Origin of the sequence: Ruegeria sp. HKCCA0235A (assembly GCF_013033235.1) — a bacterium.
Taxonomy (GTDB): Bacteria; Pseudomonadota; Alphaproteobacteria; order Rhodobacterales; family Rhodobacteraceae; genus Ruegeria.
Genome location: NZ_WQDQ01000003.1, coordinates 33,010 through 59,403 on the forward strand (window position 1 = coordinate 33,010; position 26,394 = coordinate 59,403).

23 protein-coding genes and 1 tRNA gene are annotated in these 26,394 nt (G+C 58.7%); 6 read left to right on the forward strand and 18 right to left on the reverse strand.

All coding sequences use genetic code 11. From position 1 onward, the window contains the following. Positions 1 to 20: 20 nt before the first annotated feature. The 5 genes from GOW56_RS06225 to GOW56_RS06245 form a co-directional block, all read right to left on the reverse strand. The gene (locus GOW56_RS06225; RefSeq protein WP_171205338.1) at positions 21 to 1,373 is read right to left on the reverse strand and encodes a glutamine synthetase family protein; all 1,353 of its coding nucleotides are present in this window, start codon (positions 1,371 to 1,373) and stop codon (positions 21 to 23) included. Positions 1,374 to 1,463: 90 nt separating this feature from the next. Next, positions 1,464 to 2,495 carry a TRAP transporter substrate-binding protein gene (locus GOW56_RS06230; protein WP_170343589.1) on the reverse strand — a complete coding sequence of 344 codons (1,032 nt, stop codon included), beginning with the start codon at positions 2,493 to 2,495 and terminating at the stop codon, positions 1,464 to 1,466. Between the two features lie 67 nt (positions 2,496 to 2,562). Continuing rightward, the gene (locus GOW56_RS06235) at positions 2,563 to 3,888 is read right to left on the reverse strand and encodes a TRAP transporter large permease subunit (protein WP_171205339.1); all 1,326 of its coding nucleotides are present in this window, start codon (positions 3,886 to 3,888) and stop codon (positions 2,563 to 2,565) included. Beyond that, positions 3,888 to 4,406, reverse strand: a complete 519-nt coding sequence (locus GOW56_RS06240; RefSeq protein ID WP_152458809.1) for a TRAP transporter small permease subunit — start codon at positions 4,404 to 4,406, stop codon at positions 3,888 to 3,890. Before GOW56_RS06240 ends, GOW56_RS06235 begins: the two co-directional genes overlap by 1 nt. A gap of 16 nt (positions 4,407 to 4,422) precedes the next feature. Continuing rightward, positions 4,423 to 5,184, reverse strand: coding sequence for an N-formylglutamate amidohydrolase (locus GOW56_RS06245; RefSeq protein WP_254447167.1), 762 nt, complete (start codon positions 5,182 to 5,184; stop codon positions 4,423 to 4,425). A 127-nt stretch (positions 5,185 to 5,311) separates the two neighbouring features. On the opposite strand from GOW56_RS06245, the gene GOW56_RS06250 reads away from it, so the two are divergent. From GOW56_RS06250 to GOW56_RS06275, 6 genes are all read left to right on the forward strand, one after another. Continuing rightward, positions 5,312 to 6,184, forward strand: a complete 873-nt coding sequence (locus tag GOW56_RS06250) for a MurR/RpiR family transcriptional regulator (RefSeq protein ID WP_171114706.1) — start codon at positions 5,312 to 5,314, stop codon at positions 6,182 to 6,184. A 93-nt stretch (positions 6,185 to 6,277) separates the two neighbouring features. Then, positions 6,278 to 6,351, forward strand: a tRNA-Gly gene (locus GOW56_RS06255). Between the two features lie 129 nt (positions 6,352 to 6,480). After that, positions 6,481 to 8,301, forward strand: coding sequence for an ABC transporter transmembrane domain-containing protein (locus GOW56_RS06260; RefSeq protein ID WP_171205341.1), 1,821 nt, complete (start codon positions 6,481 to 6,483; stop codon positions 8,299 to 8,301). A 160-nt stretch (positions 8,302 to 8,461) separates the two neighbouring features. Next, complete coding sequence (locus tag GOW56_RS06265; RefSeq protein ID WP_171114710.1) at positions 8,462 to 10,351, forward strand: acyl-CoA synthetase; 1,890 nt, start codon at positions 8,462 to 8,464, stop codon at positions 10,349 to 10,351. A gap of 12 nt (positions 10,352 to 10,363) precedes the next feature. Next, on the forward strand, positions 10,364 to 11,287 hold the full coding sequence (locus tag GOW56_RS06270) for an alpha/beta hydrolase (protein WP_171205342.1): 924 nt from the start codon (positions 10,364 to 10,366) through the stop codon (positions 11,285 to 11,287). 99 nt (positions 11,288 to 11,386) lie between these two features. Continuing rightward, entirely contained in the window at positions 11,387 to 12,190 is an 804-nt protein-coding gene (locus tag GOW56_RS06275) for a methyltransferase domain-containing protein (protein ID WP_171167060.1), read from the forward strand. Between the two features lie 23 nt (positions 12,191 to 12,213). On the opposite strand, the gene GOW56_RS06280 is transcribed toward GOW56_RS06275, so the two are convergent. The 13 genes from GOW56_RS06280 to GOW56_RS06340 all read right to left on the reverse strand — a co-directional run bounded on the left by GOW56_RS06280 (position 12,214) and on the right by GOW56_RS06340 (position 26,337). Beyond that, entirely contained in the window at positions 12,214 to 13,050 is an 837-nt protein-coding gene (locus tag GOW56_RS06280; RefSeq protein ID WP_171205343.1) for an alkaline phosphatase family protein, read from the reverse strand. 154 nt (positions 13,051 to 13,204) lie between these two features. Then, positions 13,205 to 14,842: an ABC transporter ATP-binding protein gene (locus tag GOW56_RS06285; protein WP_152458795.1), complete on the reverse strand. Its 1,638-nt coding sequence runs from the start codon at positions 14,840 to 14,842 to the stop codon at positions 13,205 to 13,207. Then, entirely contained in the window at positions 14,839 to 15,654 is an 816-nt protein-coding gene (locus GOW56_RS06290; protein WP_171205344.1) for an ABC transporter permease, read from the reverse strand. The genes GOW56_RS06285 and GOW56_RS06290 overlap by 4 nt, the downstream gene beginning before the upstream one ends. Then, complete coding sequence (locus GOW56_RS06295; RefSeq protein WP_171167062.1) at positions 15,651 to 16,607, reverse strand: ABC transporter permease; 957 nt, start codon at positions 16,605 to 16,607, stop codon at positions 15,651 to 15,653. Before GOW56_RS06295 ends, GOW56_RS06290 begins: the two co-directional genes overlap by 4 nt. Before the next feature lie 15 nt (positions 16,608 to 16,622). Beyond that, positions 16,623 to 18,209 carry an ABC transporter substrate-binding protein gene (locus GOW56_RS06300; protein WP_171167064.1) on the reverse strand — a complete coding sequence of 529 codons (1,587 nt, stop codon included), beginning with the start codon at positions 18,207 to 18,209 and terminating at the stop codon, positions 16,623 to 16,625. A 236-nt stretch (positions 18,210 to 18,445) separates the two neighbouring features. After that, positions 18,446 to 19,549: a DUF4147 domain-containing protein gene (locus GOW56_RS06305; RefSeq protein ID WP_171205345.1), complete on the reverse strand. Its 1,104-nt coding sequence runs from the start codon at positions 19,547 to 19,549 to the stop codon at positions 18,446 to 18,448. Next, positions 19,549 to 19,986 carry a D-aminoacyl-tRNA deacylase gene (dtd, locus tag GOW56_RS06310; protein ID WP_171205346.1) on the reverse strand — a complete coding sequence of 146 codons (438 nt, stop codon included), beginning with the start codon at positions 19,984 to 19,986 and terminating at the stop codon, positions 19,549 to 19,551. The genes GOW56_RS06305 and dtd overlap by 1 nt, the downstream gene beginning before the upstream one ends. A 42-nt stretch (positions 19,987 to 20,028) precedes the next feature. Beyond that, the gene (locus tag GOW56_RS06315) at positions 20,029 to 20,697 is read right to left on the reverse strand and encodes a nitroreductase (RefSeq protein ID WP_371807879.1); all 669 of its coding nucleotides are present in this window, start codon (positions 20,695 to 20,697) and stop codon (positions 20,029 to 20,031) included. A 101-nt stretch (positions 20,698 to 20,798) separates the two neighbouring features. Continuing rightward, positions 20,799 to 21,914, reverse strand: a complete 1,116-nt coding sequence (locus GOW56_RS06320; protein ID WP_171205348.1) for a TFIIB-type zinc finger domain-containing protein — start codon at positions 21,912 to 21,914, stop codon at positions 20,799 to 20,801. Positions 21,915 to 22,061: 147 nt separating this feature from the next. After that, entirely contained in the window at positions 22,062 to 23,210 is a 1,149-nt protein-coding gene (locus GOW56_RS06325) for an SPFH domain-containing protein (protein WP_171205349.1), read from the reverse strand. Between the two features lie 22 nt (positions 23,211 to 23,232). After that, a complete protein-coding gene (locus GOW56_RS06330; RefSeq protein WP_171205350.1) occupies positions 23,233 to 24,153 on the reverse strand; it encodes a DUF2927 domain-containing protein in 921 nt (306 codons plus the stop codon). Between the two features lie 49 nt (positions 24,154 to 24,202). Next, positions 24,203 to 25,393 carry a toxic anion resistance protein gene (locus GOW56_RS06335; protein WP_171205351.1) on the reverse strand — a complete coding sequence of 397 codons (1,191 nt, stop codon included), beginning with the start codon at positions 25,391 to 25,393 and terminating at the stop codon, positions 24,203 to 24,205. Between the two features lie 29 nt (positions 25,394 to 25,422). Further along, the gene (locus GOW56_RS06340; RefSeq protein WP_171205352.1) at positions 25,423 to 26,337 is read right to left on the reverse strand and encodes a 5-bromo-4-chloroindolyl phosphate hydrolysis family protein; all 915 of its coding nucleotides are present in this window, start codon (positions 26,335 to 26,337) and stop codon (positions 25,423 to 25,425) included. Positions 26,338 to 26,394: the final 57 nt, after the last annotated feature.

The following is a 26,394-nucleotide window of genomic DNA, read 5'->3' on the forward strand; positions in this document are numbered from 1 at the left end:
GCCCCCAGCGTGTCCCGACCTTACGCCCGCTCGAATCCGCGGGCGATTTCCCAATCCGTGACCACGCGTTCGAACTCCTCGATCTCTACCTCCGCGGCACGGGTATAGTGGTCGACGACGTCATCGCCCATGGCCGCGCGCAACATGACCGATCCGTGCAACGCATCTCGCGCAGCGCGAAGGTTGCCCGGGATCATGGCAGTCTCACCCTGGTAAACGTCGCCTTTGGTCGGCGGTTGCAGATCCAGCCCTTCCTCGATGCCCGCGATCCCTGCCGCCAGCATGCCAGCCATCGCCAGATAGGGGTTCATATCTGAGCCCGGAATTCGGCACTCGACGCGTACGGCCTTGGTACCGTCACCGCACAGGCGGAACCCGGCGGTGCGGTTGTCCACGGACCAGATGATCCGCGTTGGCGCGAAGGTGCCTTTCATGAAGCGTTTGTAACTGTTGATGTAAGGTGCCATGAAATAGGTGTAATCGGGGGCATATTTCAGCAGCCCAGCCATATAGCTTTTCATCAGCGCCGACATGCCCAGATCGTCCCCGGCGTCATAAAAGGCAGGCTGTCCATCTGCCCACAGTGACTGGTGCACATGGGACGAGCTGCCGACTTTCTCGTGGTGCCATTTCGGCAGGAACGTCGCTGCGTGACCATGTTGCCACGCGATCTCTTTCACAGCGTTCTTGGCGATCGAATGATACTCGGCTGTTTCCATCGCGGGTGCGTATTTGATGTTCAGCTCTTCCTGCCCGGTCTCGGCCTCACCTTTGGAGTTCTCAACCGGAATGCCCGCATCCCACAGATGGTTGCGGATCGGACGCATCACATGCTCTTCCTTGGTGGTCTGAAGGATATGATAGTCTTCGTTATAGCCCGAGATCGGCTCCAGATCCCGGAATCCTTCCTTGCGGATCTGGTCAAAGCTTTTCTCGAACAGGAAAAACTCAAGCTCGGTCGCCGTCATGGCGTCATAGCCCATGGCTTTCAAACGGCTGACCTGCTTTTTCAGGATTGAACGCGGCGCGTGCGGCACTTCCTCGTGCGTGTGATGATCCAGCACGTCACACATCACCATCACCGTGCCTTCAAGCCACGGCACCGGGCGCAGGGTGCTGAGGTCCGGTTTCATGACATAATCGCCATAGCCCCGTTCCCAACTGGTCGAGGCATAGCCATCAGGTGTCGCCATCTCCAGATCGGTGGCCAACAGGTAGTTGCAGCAATGGGTCTCTTCCCATGCGCCTGCCACGAAATGGCCCGCGTGAAAACGCTTGCCCATCAACCGGCCCTGCATGTCCACCATGCAGACCAGAACCGTATCAACCGAACCTTCGGATACCTGCGTTTTCAGATGTTCGAACGTGAGCATGTGCCACCTTTGTCTTTGCCGAAATCCTTCATCGGCCATTCGTTCAGTCAGACCCGCCCCCATGCAAGGGGCGGGTCGCTTGGCCAAGTCTTAGCCGTAGCGGTAGGGCCGTCCAGCCTTGAGCATGTCGGCGTTGTACTGTTTGAAGATTTCAACAACCTTCGCCTTGGTTTCGGATTCGGCTGCGATCTCGTCCCAGAAGGCAACGGCCGCAGCTTCGACGGTTGCCCACTCTTCGTCCGGAATCGACGTCAGCTGCATCTTGTCTCCGTTGACGCGCAGGCTTGCCTCGCCGCCCCAGTACCACCATTGCCGATAATAGTGGGACTGATCGGTGCAGACGCGGAACAGGGTCTGCAAATCTTCGGGCAGCTCGTTCCAGCGGTCCATGTTGGCAAAGAACGAACCGGCCCAGGCACCCGAGATGTTGTTGGTCAGGAAGTAGTTGGTCACATCCGCCCAGCCGACTGTGTAGTCTTCGGTGATACCGGACCACGCGATGCCGTCCAGCTCGCCGGTTTGAACCGCAACTTCGATGTCTTCCCAGGGCAGGGTGACCGGCACAACGCCGAACTGAGACAGGAAGCGGCCCGCGGTCGGGAAGGTAAACACGCGTTTGCCCTGAAGGTCCGCCAGGCTGTTGATCGGGTCTTTCGTTGCAAAATGGCATGGGTCCCAGGCGCCGGCCGAAATGTGCTTGACGCCGACTTTCGAGTATTCCTCGTCCCAGATCTCGTTCAGCCCGTACTGGTTGAACAGAACCGGCACGTCCAGCGAGTAGCGCGAGGCAAAGGGGAAATAGCCGCCGAACACGGTGACCTCGGTGGGCGATGCCATCGAGTCATCATCCGACTGCACGGCATCAATCGTGCCGCGCTGCATGGCGCGGAACAGCTCGCCCGTCGGAACCAGCTGGTCGGCATAGAACAGCTCGATCTGCATCCGGTCTCCGGCGATCGTGTTGAACATCTTGATGGCCGGGTCGATCACGTGTTCGGCCAGCGCCGGGCCGGCATAGGTCTGCATCCGCCATCTGATGGTCGATTGCGCCAGTGCAGGCGTCGCCAGAGCAGCGGCGGGAGCGGCCGCAGCACCTTTCAGAAATGTACGTCTGTTCGTCATTCTCTCTCTCCGTTGGTCAGTTTCGATTGTGCGGGGATTGCCCGCGAAGCCCCGGTTTGATCCGGGATCATTTGTTGTAGATGTATTCAGGCAGCCACAGTGCGATCTGCGGGAACGTCATGATGATCGCCAGCGCCAGCGTCATCACCATCACGAAGGGCAGGATCGAACCGTAAATGTCGCGCAGCGATATCTCTGGTGGCGCCATCGCGCGCATCAGGAACAGGTTGTAGCCGAAGGGCGGCGTCATATAGGCGATCTGGGTGGTGATCGTGTACAGAACCCCATACCAGATCAGGTCGAACCCCAATGCACCCACGAGCGGCACGTACAAAGGCGCGACGATCACCAGCATGGCCGTATCGTCCAGAAACGTGCCCATCAGAATAAAGCTGAGCTGCATCAAGATCAGGATCACCCACGGGTTGAGGCCCAGCCGTTCGGTAAACAGATTCTCGATTGCCCGAACGGCGCCCAAGCCGTCGAAAACAGCGCCAAAGGCAAGCGCAGCCAGGATGATCCACATGAACATACAGGTGATGCCCAGCGTCGACCGCACGGATGTCTCGAAAACCTCACGTGTCATGCGGCCCTTGAGGATGGCCGCGGCGAACGCCGTCAACGCACCGATGGCCGAGCTTTCGACCAGCGAGGTCCAGCCGTTGACGAAGGGCACCATCATCGCGGCAAAAATACCCAAGGGCAGAAGGCCTGCGCGCAACAGGCGCAGTTTCTCTGCCATGGGCACGTCGCGCTCCTCGGCTGACAAGGCGGGCCCTAACGCCGGGTTGATGCGGCAGCGGATCACGATGTAAAGGATGAACATTGCGGCCATCATTAGCCCGGGAAGCAGCCCGGCAAGCCAGAGCTGCCCGACTGGCTGGCGCGCGATCATCGCGTAAAGAACCAGCACGACGGAGGGTGGCACAAGAATACCTAATGACGATCCGGCTTGTATCACCCCGGTCACCATTTTCTTGTCATAGCCGCGTTTCAGAAGTTCCGGCAGCGCAATGGTCGCGCCGATGGCCATGCCTGCGACACTCAGCCCGTTCATGGCCGAAATTAGCACCATAAGGCCGATCGTGCCTATTGCGAGCCCGCCGTTCAGGCCCCCCATCCAGACGTGGAACATCTTGTACAGATCGTCTGCAATTTTGGATTCGGCCAGAACATAGCCCATGAAGATGAACATCGGCAGGGTCAGCAGCGGATACCATTTCATCAGCTTCATGGCGGCCGAAAAGCCAATGTCATAGCCGCCGCGATCCCCCCACAGAAACAGGGCGGCCATCACGGCGACAAAACCAATCGCGCCAAAAACGCGCTGCCCGGTCAGCAGCATCAGCATCATGGTCGAAAACATCAGGATGGCGATCAATTCGTACGACATCAGATCACCTCGCGCGGGATGTCATCGCCCCTGAGGCGCAGAATATCTTTGAACAGTTCCGAGATCGCCTGAAGCAACATCAGGAACAGGCCCACGACCATGATGACCTTGATTGGCCACAGGTATGGACGCCACGCGGTCGGGCTGCGTTCGCCATATTGCAGCGAATAGCTCAGCGAGTCGTATCCGCCGTAGATCATCACGCCCAGGTAGATGATCAGGAAAAGGACGGTGATCGCATCCGTCCACGCGCGACGACGGTCGGACCATTCGCCGTACAGAAGGTCCATGCGGACGTTGGATCCCATCTGGATCGAATAGGGTCCGCCCAGAATGTAATAGGCGACCATTGCGAACTGGGCCATTTCCAGGGTCCACAGCGATGGCAGGAAAAAGGTTTTTGAAATCGAGGACCAGAGCAGGATGCCCATCATGACGAAGATGCCGTACATGACGAAGCGTCCGATCCAGCGGTTCGTGCGGTCAATGACCGCCACATATCCCCGCATGAAATTCATCCCGATACCTCTGCTCTCATGGTTTCGCCTCTGCGTGCGATAAGTTTTGGATGACCGATTGCAGAATTGGCGTCAGCAATCCCGCAATGCGGTTCACGCCGTCTGCTGTGTCGATCAGATCGTTTCGGACTTCGATCATGACATTTGGAAGCCCGCGCCGGACCGCGTGTTCGCGCAACGTGTGCGTGACGCCATCCGTCGCCGAGTAAGGTTCGTTCAAAGCCACGCGCAATCCCGAGCTTTCCGCGTGGCTCAGCATCAGTTGCGCGGCGCGGTCGTCTTCGTCATGAAGAATCCCCAGCTCTACCGTTCGGGGGGTCCCCTTGTAGACGGGCGTGAAACTGTGGATCGTGATGACAACCGGAGGTTCAGGCCGTTCGTCCAAAGTGGATGAAACCAGCGTTTTGAAAGGCTCATACACGTCGCGAACCCGCTGGGCGCGCTGAGCATCTGTCAGGTTCATGTTGCCGGGAATGGAAAACACTTCGCTGACCTGCGGCATGGCATCTTCGCGTTCGGGCGGGCGGTTGCAGTCATAAACCAGCCGACTGACGCGCGAGTGGACCAGCGGCGCATCCAAAGCGCCCATCAGCTCCACCGACAGGTCCAGCGCGCCGATGTCCCAGGCCGCGTGAGAGCTGGCCGCCGCCTCATCCAGCCCCAGTCCATCCAGCGCGGCCGGAATAAACCGGCTTGCATGTTCGCATATCAGCACGGCAGGCGCGCGACCGTGCGCATTGAGCACGCGGGCTGCCGGTGCTTCGGTCGGCAAAAGCAATGATGACTCGGTCTCGTGACACATAGGTAGCATTTGTTACAGCAACTTCTCACCTGTCAAGAAAATTTCTGTAGACAAAATTTCAAACGAACATATTCTGTAACAAATTCAAGAAACGAGGGCGCCGATGGCCACCGTTGCCAAACTTGTCAAACAGCGGATTCAGGATGAGCTGGACGATCTGACACGGTCTGAACGTCAATTGGCCTCGGTCCTGTTGCAGGATTATCCGATGGCTGGTTTGCAATCGATCACCAAGCTGGCCGCTGCGGCGCAGGTTTCGACCCCGACCGTTATTCGCATGGCGCGCAAGCTTGGGTTTGACGGGTTCCCCGACTTGCAGGATGCGCTGCGCGAAGAGGTTGCGGCGCAGATCAAAAAGCCGATCTCAAAACGGGACGCCTGGGTTGTGGATGATGAGGCAGAACATCCGACGACGCGTTTTGCCCAGGCCGTATGGACCAACATGCGCCACACGCTGGAACGTCTGGACAAAGAGATGTTCGATGCCGTCGCGCGTCTTTTGGCCGAGACAGAGCGTCATCTTTACGTCGTAGGTGGTCGCATCACGCGGTCAAATGCGGATTACCTGTTCAATCACATGCAGATCATCCGGCCCAACGTGACGATGCTGGGCAATTCGGCGAATGTCTGGCCGCAATACCTTCTGGATATGGATGAATCATCCGTTCTGGTGATCTTCGACATCCGCCGTTACGAGGCGCATCTGGAGAAGCTGGCACAGGTTGCCTCGGGCCGCGGCGTCACCGTTGTTCTGTTTACGGACCAATGGGGTTCGCCAATCGGAAAGACCGCCAATTATTCCTTCCACGCATTGGTCGAGGCGCCCTCCAGTTGGGATTCGACCATTGCCTTGCAGTTGATCTCGGAAACGCTGATTGCCGAAGTGCAGGAGGCGCGTTGGGAAGAAAGCAAGGAGCGGATCGAAGAACTGGAGCGGTTCTTTTCCTCGACCCGGATATTTCGCAATCAGGACTGACGGGCCGAGCAGTGTCGGAAAAATTGCGCCACTAAATTTGCCACTTCCGGCTTGACGATCCCGAAAGCATGACTTAACCAGCGCAAACCATTTGCGGGTATAGCTTAATGGTAAAGCCCCTGCCTTCCAAGCAGGCTATGTCGGTTCGATTCCGTCTACCCGCTCCATGCCTTCCTTGAAATTCTGCGTCAAATGGCCCTTTCGACCTGCCGATTGCGGTTGTGATGCTTGACCATACCTGCCGCTACCTCCAAGAAAGCGGTCACTCAGTACGGTTCAGGATACAAGGGCCAGACATGGCAAGACAAGCCGCCAGCAAGCCAACGCATACCGCCGCGCCCGGAGCCTCCGAGGAACGCGCCCGTTCAAAGAGGATTGGGGTTCTGGCCTCGCTTTGGCCGTTCATGAAACCCTACAAATTCCTGATGATCGGCGCGACGTTGGCGTTGATTCTGACGGCCAGCATGACCCTGACGCTGCCATTGGCGGTACGGCGCGTGGTCGACAATTTCCGAATTCAGGATGGAGAGCTTCTGGATTGGTATTTTCTGGCCGCGCTGGTCATTGCTGCCGTTCTGGCCGTGGGCACCGGTATTCGGTATGCGCTTGTGACCCGTCTGGGCGAACGGGTAGTGGCCGATATCCGCAAGGCGGTGTTTGATCGGGTCATCGGTATGAGCCCGGAATTCTATGAGCGAATCATGACCGGTGAGGTGCTGAGCCGGATCACCACTGACACGACGCTGATCCAATCTGTTCTCGGCTCGTCCATATCTATTGCCCTGCGAAACATACTGATGTTCGTCGGTGGGCTGGTTCTGATGTTGCTGACATCCGCCAAGCTGACCGGGCTGGTATTGTTGTTGATCCCGGTGGTCATCGTGCCGATCCTTGTACTTGGTCGCCGTCTGCGCGTGATCAGCCGCGAGAATCAGGACTGGATCGCGGCCTCGTCCGGCAACGCGGGTGAGGCATTGGGCGCGGTACAGACCGTTCAGGCATTTTCTCATGAACAGGCCAGCCGCCAGCAGTTCAGTGAGATGACCGAGACATCCTACAGCGTCTCGCTGCGCCGCATACAGACCCGCGCGGTGCTGACGGTGATCGTGATCTTCCTGGTTTTCTCGGGCATCGTGGGCGTTCTGTGGATGGGTGCCAATGACGTACGAAATGGCGTGATGACCGAAGGCGTTCTGATCCAGTTCGTCATCTATTCGATCATCATGGCGGGCTCGGTCGCGGCCCTGTCCGAAATCTGGAGCGAACTTCAGCGTGCCGCAGGGGCCACCGAACGTCTGGTCGAGCTGCTGCATGCAGAAGATACCGTGACCGACCCTGCCAATCCCAAAGCGCTGCCCAAGAACATTCAGGGCGAAATCCGGTTTGAAGATGTCAGCTTCCGCTATCCCGCGCGGCCCGATACGGTTGCACTGGATCATCTGTCACTTCTGGTGAAACCCGGCGAGACGGTCGCATTCGTCGGGCCATCCGGGGCGGGAAAAACAACCGTGATCCAACTGATCCAGCGATTCTATGATCCGAACTCGGGCCGCGTGACGCTGGACGGTCTTGATCTGCGCGACATCAACCGGTCGGACTTCCGCCGCCACATGGCTCTGGTGCCTCAGGATCCCGTGATCTTTGCTGCATCCGCGCGGGAAAACATCCGCTTTGGTCGTCTGGACGCCTCGGATGCAGAAGTCGAGGCCGCCGCCCGGGCCGCTGCCGCGCATGATTTTATTACGGCCTTGCCCCAAGGATATGACAGCTTTGTCGGCGAACGCGGTGTCATGCTTTCTGGCGGGCAGAAGCAGCGTATTGCCATTGCCCGCGCAATCCTGCGCGACGCGCCGGTTCTGCTGCTGGACGAGGCGACTTCGGCGCTGGATGCGGAAAGCGAACGCGCAGTGCAGGGCGCGGTGGACAAGATGCGTGCCGGGCGCACGACCCTGATCGTCGCGCACAGATTGGCGACCGTTAAGAAAGCGGACCGCATCATCGTGCTAGAGGAAGGCCGCATCGTTGCACAAGGCAGTCACGAGGATCTGGTGTCTCAGGACGGGCTGTATGCACGCCTTGCCCGGTTGCAGTTCACCGATGGTGTCGCCGCAGAATAAGAGTGACGCTCCGGCACTTGCGAATTCGCCGTAGCGTCATTCTACATTTTACTCCCCCTGAAGGCTAAGGCCTCGCTTGCGCGAGGTTCGTTTTGCTTCCATCTTGGTTGCGAACAACAAGCCCGCGCAAAACGCGGGAGAATAATACGGGAGGAACCACATGGCCTTTGTGGGTTTGGAAGACAAGAAGCGCATGGAACAGGAAATGCCGTGGGAGGATCGGGATTTGCCCGTCACCTTCCATCAGCTTTTGTCGCGCACCGCAGGGAAGTTCCCCAACCACAATGCCATGAGCTTCCAACTGTTCTCGGGCCCGAAGGACAAGGCCGAGACCCTGACCTGGTCGCAACTTCTGGGTCAGGTCAACCAGGCAGCAAACCTGTTCCGCTCGCTGGGTGTGGGTGAAAAAGACGTGGTCGCCTATGTGCTGCCCAACTGCAACGAAACACTGGTCACGATGATGGGCGGCGCGGTTGCGGGGATCGTGAACCCGATCAACCCCTTGCTTGAACCGGAACAGATTGCCGCGATCCTGCGCGAGACCGGCGCCAAGGTCGTGGTGACGCTGAAATCTTTCCCGAAAACAGATGTCGCGCAGAAGGTCGAAGAGGCGGTGCGCCACGCACCCAAGGTCAATACCATTCTGGAAATCGATCTGAACCGGTATCTGACCCCGCCCAAATCATGGCTGGTGCCGTTTCTGCGCCCCAAGATGGGCGACAAGGAAAAGCTTGCCCATGCGGATTACAAGAACTTCCACACGGAACTGGCCAAGCAACCGACGACGCTGACGTTTGAAGACAGCAAGGAAGATCGTGTCGCCTGTTATTTCCATACCGGCGGTACCACGGGTATGCCGAAGGTGGCGCAGCACAAGTATTCCGGCCTGATCTACAACGGCTGGTTGGGGAACACGCTTCTGTTTGACGAAAACGACGTCATCATGTGCCCGCTGCCCATGTTCCACGTTTTTGCGGTGCATGTGATTGTGATGGCGGCCGTATCATCCGGTGCCCATGTGGTTTTCCCGACGCCACAGGGATATCGCGGCGACGGGGTGTTCGACAATTTCTGGAAGCTGATCGAGCGTTGGAAGGTGAGCTTCATCATCACCGTGCCAACCGCGATTTCAGCCAAGATGCAGCGCCCAGTCGATGCCGATATCTCAAGCGTAAAAACGGCCTTCTCGGGCTCGGCCCCGCTGCCGGTGGAACTGTTCCGCCGCTTTGAAGAAGCGACTGGCGTCACCATTGTCGAAGGGTACGGTCTGACAGAGGCCACGTGTCTGGTTTCGTGCAACCCGGTGGATGGTGAGAAAAAGATCGGATCGATCGGTATTCCGTTCCCCTATACAGACGTCAAGATATTGCAGGATGGGCCAGACGGACCGACCGAGTGCGAAACTGATCAAATCGGTGAGATCTGCATCTCGAACCCGGGTGTCTATGCGGGCAATACCTATACCGAGGCCGACAAAAACGTTAACCTGTATCACTTCGACAAGTACCTGCGCACGGGCGATCTGGGGCGCTTCGACGAAGATGGGTATCTATGGATCACCGGTCGCGCCAAGGACCTGATCATTCGTGGCGGTCACAACATCGACCCTGCCGAGATCGAAGAGGCTTTGCTGGGTCACGAGGCCGTCGCTTTTGCCGGTGCCATCGGCCAGCCGGATGCGCATTCCGGTGAAGTTCCCTGCGCCTTTGTCGAACTGGTCGAGGGTGCGTCTGTCACCGAAAAAGAGCTGATGGATTACTGCAAGGTTCACGTGCATGAACGCGCGGCGCAACCCAAGCACATGACCATTCTGGATGAACTGCCCAAAACGGCCGTTGGCAAGGTGTTCAAACCTGAACTTCGGAAACAGGCCATCACTCGTATCTACAACGGCGCCCTCGAGGATGCCGGTTTGGCGGCGCGGGTGGTTTCCGTCATTGATGACAAGAAACGCGGCCTCGTTGCGCAGCTTGACGCGAACGGATCTTCGGAAGACGATGTCGCAAAAGTGCTGGGCGTATACACCCGGCCATGGGAGTGGTCTGAATAAGCCGGAGGGACAATGGACTATGAACGCCTGATCGACGAAGAAACCTGGGCGTTCATACGTCGCACGGCCGAAAGCTATCCCGATGACGCGGTCGAGCTGTCGATCGAGGATCAGCGCCGTGTCTATGACACCATGTGTCAGGACTTTCGCCAACCACGCCCGGCTGGCGTGGAAACTCAGGACCGGGCGGCCGATGGTGTTCCGGTTCGAATTTACTCTGCCGGGCAACCAACCCGAACCGTCATCTATTTTCATGGTGGCGGTTTCGTTGTTGGTGGTCTGGAAAGTCACGACGATGTTTGCGCTGAATTATGCGCCCAAACCGGGTACCGGGTCGTCGCCGTCGATTACCGGCTGTGTCCTGAACATGTGCACCCGGCACAGTTTGATGACTGTTGGAGCGCTGCGAACTGGGCGGCAAATGAATTCGGAGACCCTTTGATTTTGGCCGGTGACAGCGCCGGTGGAAATCTGGCTGCTGCCGTATCCCATTACGCGCGCGGGCGTTTGGACGGGATCCTGGGGCAGGTGCTGATCTATCCGGGCCTCGGAGGGGACCGCAGTCAGGGGTCCTACCAGGAACATGCCCAGGCCCCCTTGCTGACGTTGGATGAAATCAGGTTCTATGAAACCGTCCGATGCGCGGGCGATCCGCCCCAGGGCGATCCGACCTATGCGCCATTGCAGGACAGTGACTTTTCAAACCTGCCACCGACCGTGGTTGTAACGGCTGATTGCGATCCGCTGCGTGACGACGGGCAAGTTTATTGCAGTCGGATCAATGCGGCGGGCGGGCAGGCCCACTGGATCAATGAATTCGGTCTTGTGCACGGGTATCTGCGCGCACGAACCGCGGTGAAACGTGCGGCCGACAGTTTTGAGCGTATCTCGGTTGCGATAGAAGCGCTGGGGCAGGGGATCTGGTCCTACGACTGATGCAGTGAATTGAAGGCTCTGGTCCTTTTTGGGGCCTGTATGCCGAAAACCGGCTGGCTGGGGTAAGCTCACTCAAATTTTCCGAGGAGATCTTACCTAATGGCCGACCCCTTTCAGAACGTCGATGCCGCAGGGCCTGAATTCATCAAGCTGTTTGCGGATTCGATGGACCAGCGGCAAGCAGACCCGACGATGGAGCGGATCGTGGCCGCGTATCTGGGTCATCTGAACGTCACGGATGCATCGACGGTTGTCGAGGTCGGCGCCGGTGCAGGCGCCGTCACACGTCGCATCGCATCACACTGCCACCCGGCGAAGGTCATAGGTTTCGAACCTTCGAAAGGATTTGTCTCGGAAGCCAACACGCGGGCCAAGGAGTATTCGAACCTGACTTTCAAGGTTGCCGACGGTGCCGCGCTTCCGCTGGAGGATGATGCCGTCGATGCGGTTATCATGCACACGGTGCTCACGCATGTAGAAGACCCCAAATCGTTGGTTGCCGAGGCCTTCAGAGTGCTGAAACCCGATGGGATCTTGATCGTCTGTGACGCTGATTTCTCAAAAGCGACCTTCAATGCTTTTCCGAATGATCCACTGGATATATGCGCAAAGGAGTTTGTGCGCGAGTTTGTGACCGATCCTTTTATCGTCGCAAAACTCAGGTCAATGATTTCCGATGCCGGACTTTCCGTGCAACATTTTGACGTGCAGAGCAGAGTTGTCTCGACAGCCGAGCAGATGTTGCCTTGGGTCGCCCTGACCACCAAGCAAATGTACGAGCGGGGTGATATCGGAAAAGAACTGGCAGAAGGGCTTGTGGCCGAGCACGAAAGACGTGCTCGAAACGGGTCTCTTTATGGATATCAGGTGTTTGCGACAGTGGTAGCTGCGAAGGCCGCATAAGCGGCCCCGAAGCTGCTTGCGTGTTACCGCAGAAACGGTTCGGCCTTCATTGTCTCAGCAATGGGGGCGCCCATTCGGCTCAGGATCGTCGGGGCCAATTGCAACTGGCTTATAACGGTATCGGAGTCCGGCCCTTCGGCGTCGCCGAAATAGTACAGCGCCGTTTCCTGTTGCAGCGAGCCGCGCCCGCCGTGGTGCCCACGCTCGTCCTGGCCGTGATCCGCGGTGACGATCACTTCATATCCCAACTGGCGCCAGCGGGGGATGAAAGGGGCCAGCATCTCGTCGGCGACAAAGCAAGCGTGATCCATTTCTTCACAATCGTGGAAGAAACGGTGGCCCATACTGTCCAGCGTGCAGGTGTGCAGAATGCCATAGTCCAGCCCGAAACGAAGGCACAGATTGGTCAGAGTGGCATACAGGTCGACATCGGATGGCGTCATCTGATTGGCTTTGCCATAGCCCGTCATGCTGTGAAAACGGCCATGGTTGATCGTCGCGCTTTCGGGTTCGTCATATTCGATGTCGCGGACGTAATCGAAGGGATGACGGTTGAAGAACTGCGACCAATAGCTGTGTGTCACCGCCCCGGTCACACCACCGGCTTCACGCACCTGGCTGAACACGTCCTTGTGGCTTAGCCGGAAGACGTTTCCATTTCCGGTACAGCCATGCTCTTGCGGCGTCACGCCGGTGTGGATCGACGCATAGCAACTGGCCGATGTCGAGGGCAGCACCGCGCGGAGTTTCCAAAGCCGTGCTTCTCCGCTGTCGACCCAGCCTTCGAGATTGCCGAACAGGCGGCGAAAGTTGCGATAGGGGACACCGTCCAGAATGATGAGAAGTAGCTTGCGGTCCATGTCGAAGCCCTTTGAGAGACATTGCGTTCCGGCGACCCTAAGAGATTCGACGTCTTCGGGCTGCCACTTTGCGCCCCCAATAGCAAAATCCCGACACCTGTCTTCACACAAGGTGCCGGGATTTCAAACCTTCATCGAAATGTCACGAACCGGATCAGTTGCCGGCGCTTTCCATCTTGCGATGGGCGACAACCTCTTCCAGCCAGCCCAGATGCATTTCAGGCACCGAACTGAGCAGCAGGTCGGTATAATCGTCGAAGGGCGGGCTCAGCACCTGGCTCTTCGAGCCATAACGGGCCACGCGACCCTGATACATCACCGCGATGCTGTCGCTGATCGCGCGGACCGTCGCCAGATCATGGGTGATGAACAGATAGGCCACATCTTCGATCTTTTGCAGGTCCAGCAGCAGCTTGAGGATCCCGTCTGCCACCAGCGGATCCAGCGCCGAAGTGACCTCGTCACAGATGATCATCTTGGGCTTGGCTGCCAGTGACCGGGCGATACAGACACGCTGTTTCTGACCTCCGGACAGTTCCGCAGGATAGCGGTCGATGAACTTTTCGCCCAACTCGATCTCATCCAACAGCTCGATGATCCGCTTGCGCTTTTCAGCGCCACGCATGTTGAAATAGAACTCCAACGGGCGGCCGATGATGGTGCCGACGGTCTGGCGTGGGTTCATTGCCACGTCCGCCATCTGATAGATCATCTGCAACTCGCGCAGATCCTCGCGAGAACGCCCCGCAAGGTCCGGCGACAGCGTGCGACCGGCAAAACGGATCTCGCCATCGCGCGGCGGCAACAGGCCGGTGATCACCCGGGCCAGCGTGGATTTGCCCGAACCGGATTCGCCCACGACCGCCAGCGTCTGCCCCGGATGAAGCTCGACATTGACGTTATGCAGCACGTCGAAGTTCAGCCCCTTGTAGCGCGCGGTGATCCCGTCAACGGTAAGCAGCGGTTCAGGTGTGGGCTGCTTTTCTTCGTGCTCGATCGAACGCACCGAGACCAAAGCCTGAGTATATTCTTCCTGCGGGTTGTTGATGATCTGATCGGTGCTGCCGTATTCGACTGTGTCACCCATCCGCAAAACCATGATATCGTCGCTGACCTGCGCAACAACCGCCAGGTCATGCGTGATGTACAAAGCGGCAACGCCGGTATCGCGTATGGCATCCTTGATCGCCATAAGAACATCGATCTGGGTGGTAACATCCAGCGCCGTGGTCGGTTCGTCGAACACCACCAGATCGGGTTCAGGACACAGTGCCAATGCGGTCATGCAACGCTGCAACTGACCGCCCGAAACCTGGTGCGGATAACGGTTGCCGATGTTGTCAGGGTCAGGCAAGCCCAGCTTTGCGAAAAGCTCACGCGCGCGGGCCTCGGCCTCTTTGCGCGAAAACTTCTTGTGCTCGACAGCCGCTTCGACAACCTGATCCATGATCTTCTTGGCCGGGTTGAACGACGCGGCGGCAGATTGCGAGACATAGGCAACCTCACCCCCGCGCAGATTCCGAATATCGCCATGCGATGATTTCAGGATGTCGCGCCCGTTGACCCAGACTTCGCCGCCGGTGATTTCAACGCCACCCCGGCCATAGGCCATCGAGGCAAGACCGATGGTGGATTTCCCAGCGCCGGATTCACCGATCAGACCCAATACCTTGCCGCGCTCGAGGTCAAAGCTGACCCCGTGCACGATTTCGATGTCATGGGGTTTCTCACCCGGTGGGTAAACGGTCGCACCGATCTTGAGGTCACGGACCTTGAGAAGGGTATCACTCATCCCCGACCTCCTTTCAACGATGTAGTACGGTTGAGGATCCAGTCAGCCACAAGGTTGACCGAGATTGCGAGCGTCGCGATGGCCACCGCGGGGTACAGGGCCGCGCCAATGCCATACACGATGCCGTCCTTGTTTTCCTTCACGATGCCACCCCAGTCGGCCAGCGGCGGTTGAACGCCGAGACCCAGGAAGGACAGGGTAGAGATGAAAAGCACCATGAAAATGAACCGCAGGCCGAACTCGGCCACCAGCGGTGACAATGCGTTCGGCAGGATTTCCCGGAAGATGATCCATGTCCGCCCCTCACCACGCAGTTTGGCGGCTTCGACATAATCCATCACGTTGATATCCACGGCGACGGAGCGCGACAGGCGATAGGGGCGTGTCGCATCCAAAAGCCCCATGACAAGGATCAGGATCGGAACAGTAACCGGAACGATGGCCAGAATGACCAGCGCAAGTATCAGGGTAGGGATCGACATGATCAGATCGACTGTCCGGCTAAGCGCCTGATCCGCCCAACCGCCCAGAACGGCGGCCAGAAGACCAAGCGATGTACCGGTCAAGAAGCTGAGCAATGTCGCTGCGGCGGCAATGAAGATCGTCGTGCGGCCGCCATAGATCATGCGGGTCAGCAGGTCGCGGCCGATATTGTCGGTGCCCAGCAGGTGCTCGGCGCTGGCCTGTTCCCATACATCGCCGACCACTTCCGCCATCCCGTAAGGCGCGATCAACGGGGCAGCAATGGCCACGAAGAAATAGGCGCCGGTGAATATGAGGCCAATCAGAGCCGAAATAGGGATGTTTTTCATTTCGGATGCCTCAGTCTTGGGTTGGCGAGGATCGAGACGATATCCGCGACCATGTTCAGGCCGATGTAAACAGCCGCGAACACCACGCCGCAGGCCAGAACAACCGGCACGTCACGCTTGGTCACTGCGTCCACAAGGTACTGCCCCATGCCGGGATAGACGAACACGACTTCGACCACGACGACGCCAACAACGAGGTAGGCGAGGTTCAGCATGACAACGTTCACGATGGGTGAGATTGCGTTGGGAAAGGCATGGCGCGCGATGACCTGAAATGTGCTCAGGCCCTTGAGTTCGGCGGTTTCGATGTAAGCTGATTGCATGAGGTTCAGAATTGCAGCGCGGGTCATCCGCATCATCTGCGCCAGGACCACCAGTGTCAGAACGAAGGCAGGCAGCGCAATCGCGTTCAGCTTTTGCCAGAACGACATCGAGTCGTTGATCATCGCAAGCGAGGAAAACCATCCCAGTTTGACCGAGATGTAGTAGATCACGACGTAGCCGATCAGGAACTCGGGGATAGAAACCGTTGTCAGCGTGACGGCGGAAATCAGTTTGTCGGGCCAGCGATTGCGGTACCGGACGGCCAGTAGCCCCAGGAAAATCGCAAGCGGGACGGATACGATTGCCGCGACACAAGCCAGGAACAACGTGTTCCCGAGGCGTTTTCCGATGCTCTCGGCAATATCAAGCTTGTTGGTCAGCGATTGGCCAAGGTCACCCTGAACGATGCCGCCCAGCCATTCAAAATAACGGGTCAGGGCCGGGCGGTTCAGGCCCATTTCTTCGCGAAGGTTGGCCAAGGCCTCGGGGGTTGCGGACTGCCCCAGGACGGCTTGCGCGGCGTCTCCGGGAAGAGCTTCGGTCAGGCCAAAAATCAAGGCCGAAGCGCCGAACAGCAATAGGATTCCCAGCGCGAGGCGCTGGGAAACCAGTTTTATGATAGGATGCATTATCCGATGCCTGTATCAGACGAACCACATTTTGCGGGACATGTTGCCGTTCATCATTTCCTGTGTCGGGTCGCTTTCCCAACCATCCAGTTGGTTGCTGACACCTTCGACAAAATCGTTGAACATCGGGCAAATCAGACCGCCTTCATCACGGACCATGCGGCCCATCTGGCTATAGATGCCCTTGCGTTTCTCGACATCCAGTTCTGCACGAGCCGCGAACAGCAGGTCGTCAAATGCCTGAACTTTGAAACGTGTATCGTTCCAGTCAGCCGTCGACAGATACGCGGTCGAATACATCTGGTCCTGCACCGGACGACCGCCCCAGTAAGAGGCACAGAAGGGCTGTACGTTCCAAACCTCGGACCAGTAGCCGTCATTTGGCTCGCGCTTGATTTCCAGGGGAATTCCAGCTTGGGCCGCTGTCTGTTGGAACAGGGCTGCAGCATCCACTGCGCCCGGGAAGGCGCCGTCTGCAACACGAAGGACAATCGGCGAGCCATCATGACCGGACTTCTTGTAGTGCTCGGCGGCTTTTTCCACGCTGAACTCGCGCTGTTCGATGGTCTCATCAAACAGTGGATAGGCTGCGTTAATCGGCATGTCGTTACCGATAGAGCCATAGCCGCGCAGTACTTTGTCCACCAGATCCGCACGGTTGATGGCATACTTCAGGGCCGTGCGCAGTTCGTTGTTGTCGAACGGTGCGGTATCGCAGTGCATGATAAAGACATAGTGGCCGCGGCCAGCGGTCGAGTGCACGGTCAGATTGGGTGCGCGCCCCAGCAGGTCCGCGACCTTTGGTTCAACACGGTTGATGGCGTGGACCTGACCCGATTGCAATGCAGCGGTACGCGCAGTTGCGTCATTGATAACCACGACTTCAACACTGTCGAAGTTACCAAAATCAGAGTTCCAGTGGTTCTCGTATTTTGTGAACAAGTGGCGCACACCGGGTTCGTCTACTTCCACCTTGTATGGTCCGGTTCCGATACCTGCTCCGGGATTGTCCATGCCGCCATCGGGCTGAATGATCAGGTGGTAGTCGGCCATCAGATACGGAAGGTCAGCGTTTGGCTCGGACAGAGTGACCTGGAAATTGTCGCCATCGGCTTTCATCGACTCGATGCCCTTCATGATACCAAGGGCACCAGACTTGGAGTCTTCGTTCGAGTGGCGCTGCATTGTCTTCAGCACGTCCTCGCTGGTCATGGTTTTGCCGTTGTGGAATTCGACACCCTGACGCAGTTTGAACGTCCAAACCTTGGCATCCGCGCTGCCTTCGACGCTTTCTGCCAGACGCGGTTCGATGGACCCATCGGGTGCAACTTCCACAAGCTGGTCGCCAAACTGTTTGCCGTTCTGGAACGGAACCGAACTGGCATAGGTCGCGGGATCCAGCGAGTTGGTGGATTCGCCACCCTGAAGGCCAAATTTCAGGTCACCGCCTTTTTTCGGGCCAGCCGCGCGTGCTGCGTCTGCGAACATCGTGCTGGCCACCGCCGCCGAAACACCCAGGGCCGCGGCTTTCCCCATGAATTCGCGGCGAGTCATCTTCCCGGCTGTGACCTGACCGGCCATATGCGTTATTTGTTCATTCATTGAGTGTCTCCCTATTGAGTGGTTCTAGCCCCTTGGGGGGCTTTTTGTTGACGCATGAGTCAACGTTGGCTTATTTCCGCGAACCGGGCAAGGTTATTTCTCCTAAATGCCGAAGGCCGAAGCCTTCGCTTTGTTGTCCGGTGTGCGGCAATCGCTTAGTGGGTGTTCAGATACATTCTGCATTTTCGGGTAGTTTCTGGTCGATTGCGGGCCAAAGCGGCATGATAAGCGTCAATTCATCCACGTATCGCGACAACCAGATCCATGACATTGGTGCCGGTTGGCCCGGTTGTCAGCAGGCCTTGGACTTTTTCCAGGAAAGACCCGCTATCGGCGTTTTGAAGGGCGCGTTCGGCGCCCTCACCCCAGGTTGCTCCCGTTATGATTCCACCCGCCGCATTTGTCGGGCCATCCGTGCCGTCGGTGCCACCCACGATCACCGCAAGATCCGTTTGCCCCGCGATCTCTTTTGCCAAAGCAAGCGCAAGGGCCTGATTTCTACCACCACGTCCCGGGTAATCAGGCAAGACCACGGTCGGTTCTCCGCCAAAGATCATCACGCCTTTTTCCATTCCACGCAGCATGGGCCCAAGACGAGCCGCGACCTGCAAATAGTCGTCGTGCAAGGCCTCATCATTGGTCAAAACCCTCAGCCCCATTGTTTCCGCTGCTTTGGCAGCGGCATTGCGTGCATGCGCGTTCGAAGCAACGATCCGGGTGGTGGCCGCAAAGGAATGGTTGTCGGGCAATGCTCCGATTCCCGAGCCGATGACGTTCAGATCGTCTCCGGGCACGTCCGAGATCGCCAGAACAGTGGCGCGGTCTCCGGCGAAATGGGACAGCAGACCGCCGCCCTTGATACGCGACAGCTTGCGACGCTCGGCATTCATCGCGCGGATATCCAGCCCTTTCGACAGCAGTTCGCGGTTCAACGCCCCGAGGTCATCAAGCGATGTTCCGGGAAGCAGGTCCTCGGCCAGAGATGACGCGCCGCCCGAGACCAGCAGCAGCACATGTGATCCGGGCCCCATCTGTTCCATGGCCAGGCGCAGCGCCCGCCCGCCCGCAAGACTGCGGTCGTCCGGAACGGGGTGCGACGCCTCGATCACCTCGACCCCACCCGGCAGGTCGCGGCCATGGTCGTCTTTGGTGACCACAAGCGTTGGGATGGCGCCGAAATGTTCCAGCGCAGCCCGCGCCATGGCTGCGGCGGGTTTGCCCACGGCCAGAATACGGTCGGGTTTCGGGACATCAGGCAAGGCGGCCAGGGTGGCCTCGTACCCGCCGACGGCCTCAACACCGGCCTGCCACAACGTGACGGCTTGCTTCTCAATATCCATCAATTCTCCACCCAGATCGTGACCGGCCCGTCATTTACAAGTTCTACCGCCATGTCCGCGCCGAACTGGCCGGTTTCCACCGCGACACCCTGCGCGGCAAGGTGCTCGGCGAAGACCTTGTACAACTGCTCTCCCAGCTCGGGCGGGGCTGCGTTTGAAAATCCGGGGCGATTGCCGCTGGAAGTGTCCGCCGCCAACGTAAACTGGCTGACCACCAGAGCAGAGCCTTGAACATCCAGAAGCGAGCGGTTCATCTTGCCGGCGTCATCCTTGAAAATCCGCAGTTTCGCGGTTTTTTCGGCCAGTTTTTCTGCCTGTGCCTTGCTGTCGCCCTGCATGGCGCAGACAAGAATCATGAGCCCGGGACCAGTTTTGCCGATGACGGTGCCTTCGACCGACACTTTGGCCTGTGTCACCCTTTGCAGCAATGCGCGCACTTGGTTCCTCCCCCGAAACGTTGAGCCTGCCTGAGCGATGGTTTAGCCGCGCCAGTCCACAAAGTCACCCAATGCCGCGCGTTCCGTACGGAAGCTGTTTGCAGGATGATCCATATCCGAATAGCCAAAGGAAATTGCGCACAGGATCAACCGGTCATCGGGGATCTGAAAATACTGATGCAAAAAAGGGCTGTACGCCGCCAATGCCGCTTGCGGGATGGTTGCCACGCCCAAGGCCTGAGCGGCGAGCGCAAAAGCCGTGACAAAGCCGCCGCAATCCATTGCACCATAAGGTCCCAGCTCTGCCGGGCTTGAGATGATGGCACAATGTGGTGCGCCAAAGAGGGCAAAGTTCTGCATCATTTGCTGCGCCGATCCTTCACGGTCCCCCCGTTCTATGCCAACCGCGCTGTAAAGCGCCCAGCCACACGTCCGGCGCCGGTCTTGATACACGCCGGAGTAGGAAACGGGAAAAGGAAGATCGGGGGCCGGCGTGCCGTTCCTGGCTTCGTTTGACATCGCGTCGCGGAAACTGTCGGTTTCGTCTTTGCTGGTGACGACCAATTGCCAAGGTTGCGCATTGCACCAGCTTGGCACCCGCGACGCGCTGGCCACGATCTGTTCGATGTCACCACGTGGCACCGGGTCGGGCCGAAAGGCGCGGCAGGAATGGCGCGCGGTCAGAAGCGTGTTCAGGTCGGCCAGGGTCACGTCGTCTTCTCCTCCGGGGCAGCCGGCGGCAGGATGGGTGAGAAGCCGGGGATGTTCAAGGGGTTCCGCCGCAGAGTTTTCGGCGGAGTAACCCCCGAAGGTCATTGCTGTCCGGTCGCCATCAGGTATCCGATGCCCGCGGCAACCAGCAGGCCAAGCACAACGGCGATCGTGATCTTGATTGCCGACCAGGGGCGTTCTCCCTGAACCCGGCCGGTCCGGCCGTTCACCACGAAACGATACGTCTGACCGCGATACTTGTACGCCGCCAACCAGACCGGCAGCAGGATATGCTTGAACGTGACATCGCGCACATCGGTGTCCACTGCATGGATGCGTTGCCTGTCGCCCCCAATATCAAACCGCACGTCCCGCTCGATCACGCGGGCCATATATGCGCGCGCTTCGGCATATCCGTCTTTCAGCTCGACCGTATAGGCCTCGGCCCGAAAACCGGCGAGGTACTCTGGCTGGTAGGGTTCCAGAGCTGGGAGATCCCAAGGCTCCAGAGCATCCGTGTAAGCCTTGGGCAGGGACTTTGAGGCCAACACCAACACGTCGTCAAAAAACCGCGCCACCCGGCCGGACTTGGGCGTCCAGCGGACCTTGGGCACCTGTTGTTGTACCCGTTTGCCATCCCGCATGACGGTGCGGGTTTCATAGTAGACTATGCCGCGCTCTGCGCGATAGGCCGACTTCGTATCGGCGTCGAAGGTCCAGTAGGGCACATAGATGCCCTGCATCCTGCGGCCCTTGCGGGCATAATCCTTCAACCCGTTCGGCGCGAACCACAGCCGCCCCAGCCAGTCGCTCATGGCTTTGTGGGCGGCGCGCTCGTCCAGCGCAAAGGGCAGAACGCCTTTCGGTTTGATATGCCGGTTCACCCCGGTGTCCGTCACGACCGGGGTGGCGCAGAACGGGCATTCCGCAGCATGGGTGTCGGGATCGAATTCAACCTGCGCTGCACAGTTCGGGCAGGACAGAACCCGCGTCTCCTCGATTTCGCTGTCGGGCAGGCGGTCGGCGATGGCAGCGTCGAAATCCAGCTCGCGCAGGCTGGCGCTGCCCCAGGGGCCTGCACCGATCGGTTCGGAATGGCCGCAATGGTCACAGGTCAGAGTGCCGGATTGCGGGTCGAATCGATAATCCGCGCCGCAATTGTCACATTGAAAACGATGTTCCGCAGAACCGGATGGCGGGGCAGGAGGCTGGGTCATAGGTGGTCACTTGTCGAGGGGATAGTGAAGATAGGCCCCGCGCTCGGCTAGGGTGACATAGTCGCAGCAAGGGCAGATGAATTGCGGCTGCGGCGCTTTGCGCCCGCCTGTCTTCGAGCGTTTCCGCGATGCGGTCATGCCGATGCCTCACGCCCCGGGCGGCGGAGGCGGCAGGATCGTGAACAGCTGCGCCAGTTCCTGCACCTCGCCCGCTTTCTTCCATCCGTCCTGGCCGGGCGTCCACACGAAAGTGTCCCGCGTAATTTCTCCCTCGCTGGCCATGCGGCCCATCTTGGCCTTCGAGAACGGGCCGCTGGTCTGACCGTCCACCGCGATATGCCAGACATGCTCGACCGGCGGCGGAGGCGGCGGGGCCACATGCGCGGATGGTTGCGAGGCAGCGGGCGCGGGCGCGCCCCACGGGCCTGACGACTGACCCGCTGCCATGTTCGACATCTGGTTCGCCATCGCCATGCCCATTCCCATACCAAGGCCAGCGCCCATGCCGCCGCCTCCGCTCGGGGAACTGGCGGCCGCCGTCATCGCCTCGGCCGCGGAATACTGGGTGAACTTGCCCAGATCCCCCGCCAGCCCCATCGAGGTGCGCTTGTCCAGCGCCGCCTCAACTGCCGGCGGCAGTGAGATGTTTTCGATGTAGAATTCCGGCATTTCCAGCCCATAACCGTCGAGCACGGGCGAGACCTCGGCCGCGATCAGCTTGCCCAGATCGGCGGTGTTTGCAGCCATGTCCAGAACCGGGATGCCCGAGCCCGCGATCACCCGGCTGAATTCCTGCACGATGATGTTGCGGATCTGAAAGCTGATCTCGTCCATGGTGAATTCACCGTCGGTGCCCACGATCTCGACCAGAAATTTGGCCGGGTCCTTCACCCGGATCGTGTAGGTGCCATAGGCGCGGATCCGGGTCGGGCCGAATTCGGGATCGCGCAGCATGATCGGATTTTTTGTGCCCCATTTCAGGTCGTTGAACCGGGTCGTGTTGACGAAATAGATCTCGGACTTGAACGGCGACTGGAACCCGTGATCCCAATGCTGCAGCGTCGTCATGATCGGCATGTTGTTGGTTTCAAGCATATAGAGGCCCGGCGTGAAAACGTCGGCCAGCTGGCCTTCGTGCACGAATACGGCCGCCTGGCCCTCGCGCACGGTCAGCTTGGCGCCATACTTGATCTCGTGGCCCTCACGTTCGAACCGCCAGACCATCGTGTCACGGGTGTCGTCCACCCAATGAATGACATCAATGAATTCTCCGGTCAGAAAATCGAATATTCCCATTTGGGTTCTCCTGTCCTTGGGGTCAGAGCGACTGCCCCATCAATTCATGTGCGATAATTCGTACGATGGGCCGCGCTTCATCAACGCCTACGCCGGGCTGCAACCGTGGGTCATACAACATCGTCAGCAGCTTTTCGTCGTGACTGGTCAGCAAGGCAAATTCGTCATCATCGTTGAAAATCGAAGGTCGCGCTGCCGGGCTGTCATTGGACAAACCAAGACCCTGAGCAATTTCTTCGTGAATGCAGCTTTGGCGACCCAAATCCGTCAATTCCGCCCGAATGAGGGACACGGCACGTACGTATCTGTGCGGTGATGAGGTCGTTGCCGATGCAAACACCAGACAGTCGAAATTTGCACGTGGATTGGCCACCAGATTCAGCGAGTCCTGACTGATATTCGGGATCAGCTGTTTGAGGCGGGATACGACATAGGCGCTGTCATCCTTGCCTGCAAAAAAGACATGGAAATTGGCGTTGCGGGAGACAACGGAAACCGGATGATCGGTCAATCTGGCCAGTCGGGTTGCAAAGGACCGCACCTGATCTGCATCTTTCTGCCGTGCAGAGGGAAGCACGGAGGGCCCGAACTCGGTCTGTATGCGGACAGAGCCGGACCATCGGCTGAGTTGCCCGTCCGTCTGACGCGAGCCAACCGCGACGCTCTGCGTCGGATACTCGCTGTAGAACGCAATCGCTTCAAAATTCCGCGCCAGATCGTCGGCATCATAGGGGGTGTCCGGACCGCCCCCATCGGTGCGCAAAAGCCCCCGCACCAGCAAATCCCGTTCAACCCGCTGATAAAAACGCGCCAGATCCTGACTTGCGGCCGACGGCGGCACATAGGCATTGGCTGCCACGGGGGCGGGTGTCGGGCGAGGTTGCGGAACAACAGATGACGTCAGGGTCTCGTCGCAATTGGCCAGAGCCAAAAGCGATACCATCCCCAAGGTCCCTTTCAAGTAACCGAAGGCCCGCACGCCGATCCCGCCCTTAGCCGGGAACCGCCGTACCGGCAGTGTCGCCGGTTCCGTCGCGGCGCGCCTTGGCGGCCGCCAAAGTGTCGCGCAGTTCCTTTTCCATCTTCTGCAACTCAGCTTCGGCTGCGGCGCGTTTGGCCTTGCCTTCGTCCGCAATGGCAAGGCTTTCGTTGATGGTGCCAATCAGGTCGGCATTGGCCTGCTTGACCGCTTCGATGTCGAACACGCCGCGCTCCATCTCTTGGCGGATCATCTTGTTCGATTCGCGCAGGTTGGCCGCATTCGAAGTCAAAAGCTCGTTCGTCAGGTCGTTGGCATCCCGCACCGCGGCGGCGGCTTCGGCGCTGCGTTGTATCGTAACCGCTTGGGCCAGCTGCGTTTCCCATAGCGGGACCGTGTTCACCAGTGTCGAGTTGATCTTGGTGACCAGCGATTTGTCGTTTTCCTGAACCAAGCGGATCGACGGCAGGGACTGCATCGTGACCTGTCGTGTCAATTTCAGGTCATGAACCCGGCGTTCAAGGTCGTCACGCGCCGCGCGCATGTCACGCAGCTCCTGTGCCTTCATCACTTGCTGATCTTCCGGAGCGGCCTGAACTTCGGCTTCCTTTTCAGGGATGTCGTGGCTGTCCAGCTCGGTCAGCTTCTCTTCGCCCGCAGCGATGTACAGCGCCAGTTCGTCATAAAAGTCCAAGGTCTTCTCATAAAGCAGATCCAGAGATTTGATATCCTTGAGCAGCGTATGCTCATGCCCCAGAAGATCGTCGGTAATGCGATCGATCTGGCCCTGAACCTCTTCGTATTGCGCTGTGAATTTTGCAAACGGTGCAGCCCTGCCCAACAGTTTCTCCCACCAGCTGCGCTCGCGCCGCACGTCAAGTTCACTGACCGAGAAACCGCGGATTGTGGTCACGATATTGCGCAGGCTGTCTCCGGCCGGGCCGACATCCTTGTTGCGCACATCCGCAAGCATGGCCTGGCTGATTTCCTGCAGCTCGGCCTGAGCGGACGAGCCAAACGCGACAATCGAATTGGTGTTGTCCATGTCGATTTCATTCATCCGCTTGCGAATTTCGGCGCTGACGGGTTCGTCGGCTTCCTCCAACGACACGACTTCGGCTTGCGGTTCGGGTAGGGCAACTGCGGTGACTTCCTGTACCAGAGTCTCGGCCTGAACTGCCTTGTTCTTGATCTCATCGGACATGGGTATGTTCCTCGCTCAAATATGGCCGGTCAGTCCAGCCGGACGCCTTCGCGCTGCAATCTTTCACGCAACACGTCGATTTCGACCGTCAGATCACTGCGGTCATCCAATAGCATTTTCCGCGTACGCGCGGCAAAATTCTGTTCCAGATCGTCCAGAAGGGCGGAATAGTCGGCCAGTGCCTGCGCGTCGCGGGTGCGCGCATAGACATCAGCAAATTTGACAGTCGCATCACGCGCGCCCTGTAGATACACAGTCAGATATTTTCTTGCGCCGGCCAGATCGCGGGGGTCTTCCTCGACCGTGCGGAACAGGTCACGTGCGGTGTCCTGAAATCGCTCGACCCGGGCTTCGACACGTCGATCGCCCGCGCGTTTTATGGCATCCGTCATTTCCGACAAGTGTTTCTCGGCATCATCGACCACGCGCGCCACTCGGTCTTGCTGAAAGGTGTCGACCCCCTCCATGCCCTTGTTCTTCATCGGATCAAGCCCGAATGAGACAGAATGCAGAGCGGTCGCTGCCACGCCAAACAGCGCGGGGGCCAACAGGCTGACCTGCGCTGCTGCTTCAGCGTCCAGAAACTCGGATCTGTAAGACGCAAGGCCTGCGCCAAGGCCTGTGAGAACACTGGCAAATATCTTGCGCGGAAAAGCAGGGCGTCGGGCGGTTTTGCGGGCATTGTACGCGGCCTCAGCTCTCAGACCTTCTCGCAGCAAGAATGCGGCCGCCGTCAGAAAACCAGCGGCGACCAGCCCCAGCGTCATGCCAATCGCGCCGTCGTTCAGGGACAGAAACACCAAAGGAATGGCGGGTAGAAACAGAATATTCGCACGTGCGCCAGCGGGCTCGACCCGTGCGCCGTCAAACTGACCCTTGGGCAGTGGGGTGTTTTCCGGTTCATCTCCCTGTGGGCTGTATTTGCCGCCAAACCGCTTTGCCATGGCTTACAGACCTCCGAGCAAACCAGTGCAGACGCCAAACAACAGCACCAACAGCAC

What these genes read in the sequence shown, in the direction of transcription:
- GOW56_RS06335 (WP_171205351.1), bottom strand. Translation starts at nt 25,393, where the DNA reads ATGTCCGATGAGATCAAGAACAAGGCAGTTCAGGCCGAGACTCTGGTA.
- GOW56_RS06230 (WP_170343589.1), bottom strand. Translation starts at nt 2,495, where the DNA reads ATGACGAACAGACGTACATTTCTGAAAGGTGCTGCGGCCGCTCCCGCC.
- GOW56_RS06300 (WP_171167064.1), bottom strand. Translation starts at nt 18,209, where the DNA reads ATGAATGAACAAATAACGCATATGGCCGGTCAGGTCACAGCCGGGAAG.
- GOW56_RS06320 (WP_171205348.1), bottom strand. Translation starts at nt 21,914, where the DNA reads ATGACCCAGCCTCCTGCCCCGCCATCCGGTTCTGCGGAACATCGTTTT.
- GOW56_RS06285 (WP_152458795.1), bottom strand. Translation starts at nt 14,842, where the DNA reads ATGAGTGATACCCTTCTCAAGGTCCGTGACCTCAAGATCGGTGCGACC.
- GOW56_RS06250 (WP_171114706.1), top strand. Translation starts at nt 5,312, where the DNA reads ATGGCCACCGTTGCCAAACTTGTCAAACAGCGGATTCAGGATGAGCTG.
- GOW56_RS06305 (WP_171205345.1), bottom strand. Translation starts at nt 19,549, where the DNA reads ATGGATATTGAGAAGCAAGCCGTCACGTTGTGGCAGGCCGGTGTTGAG.
- GOW56_RS06295 (WP_171167062.1), bottom strand. Translation starts at nt 16,607, where the DNA reads ATGCATCCTATCATAAAACTGGTTTCCCAGCGCCTCGCGCTGGGAATC.
- GOW56_RS06340 (WP_171205352.1), bottom strand. Translation starts at nt 26,337, where the DNA reads ATGGCAAAGCGGTTTGGCGGCAAATACAGCCCACAGGGAGATGAACCG.
- GOW56_RS06325 (WP_171205349.1), bottom strand. Translation starts at nt 23,210, where the DNA reads ATGGGAATATTCGATTTTCTGACCGGAGAATTCATTGATGTCATTCAT.
- GOW56_RS06330 (WP_171205350.1), bottom strand. Translation starts at nt 24,153, where the DNA reads ATGGTATCGCTTTTGGCTCTGGCCAATTGCGACGAGACCCTGACGTCA.
- GOW56_RS06270 (WP_171205342.1), top strand. Translation starts at nt 10,364, where the DNA reads ATGGACTATGAACGCCTGATCGACGAAGAAACCTGGGCGTTCATACGT.
- GOW56_RS06235 (WP_171205339.1), bottom strand. Translation starts at nt 3,888, where the DNA reads ATGTCGTACGAATTGATCGCCATCCTGATGTTTTCGACCATGATGCTG.
- GOW56_RS06240 (WP_152458809.1), bottom strand. Translation starts at nt 4,406, where the DNA reads ATGAATTTCATGCGGGGATATGTGGCGGTCATTGACCGCACGAACCGC.
- GOW56_RS06260 (WP_171205341.1), top strand. Translation starts at nt 6,481, where the DNA reads ATGGCAAGACAAGCCGCCAGCAAGCCAACGCATACCGCCGCGCCCGGA.
- GOW56_RS06265 (WP_171114710.1), top strand. Translation starts at nt 8,462, where the DNA reads ATGGCCTTTGTGGGTTTGGAAGACAAGAAGCGCATGGAACAGGAAATG.
- GOW56_RS06225 (WP_171205338.1), bottom strand. Translation starts at nt 1,373, where the DNA reads ATGCTCACGTTCGAACATCTGAAAACGCAGGTATCCGAAGGTTCGGTT.
- GOW56_RS06290 (WP_171205344.1), bottom strand. Translation starts at nt 15,654, where the DNA reads ATGAAAAACATCCCTATTTCGGCTCTGATTGGCCTCATATTCACCGGC.
- GOW56_RS06280 (WP_171205343.1), bottom strand. Translation starts at nt 13,050, where the DNA reads ATGGACCGCAAGCTACTTCTCATCATTCTGGACGGTGTCCCCTATCGC.
- GOW56_RS06275 (WP_171167060.1), top strand. Translation starts at nt 11,387, where the DNA reads ATGGCCGACCCCTTTCAGAACGTCGATGCCGCAGGGCCTGAATTCATC.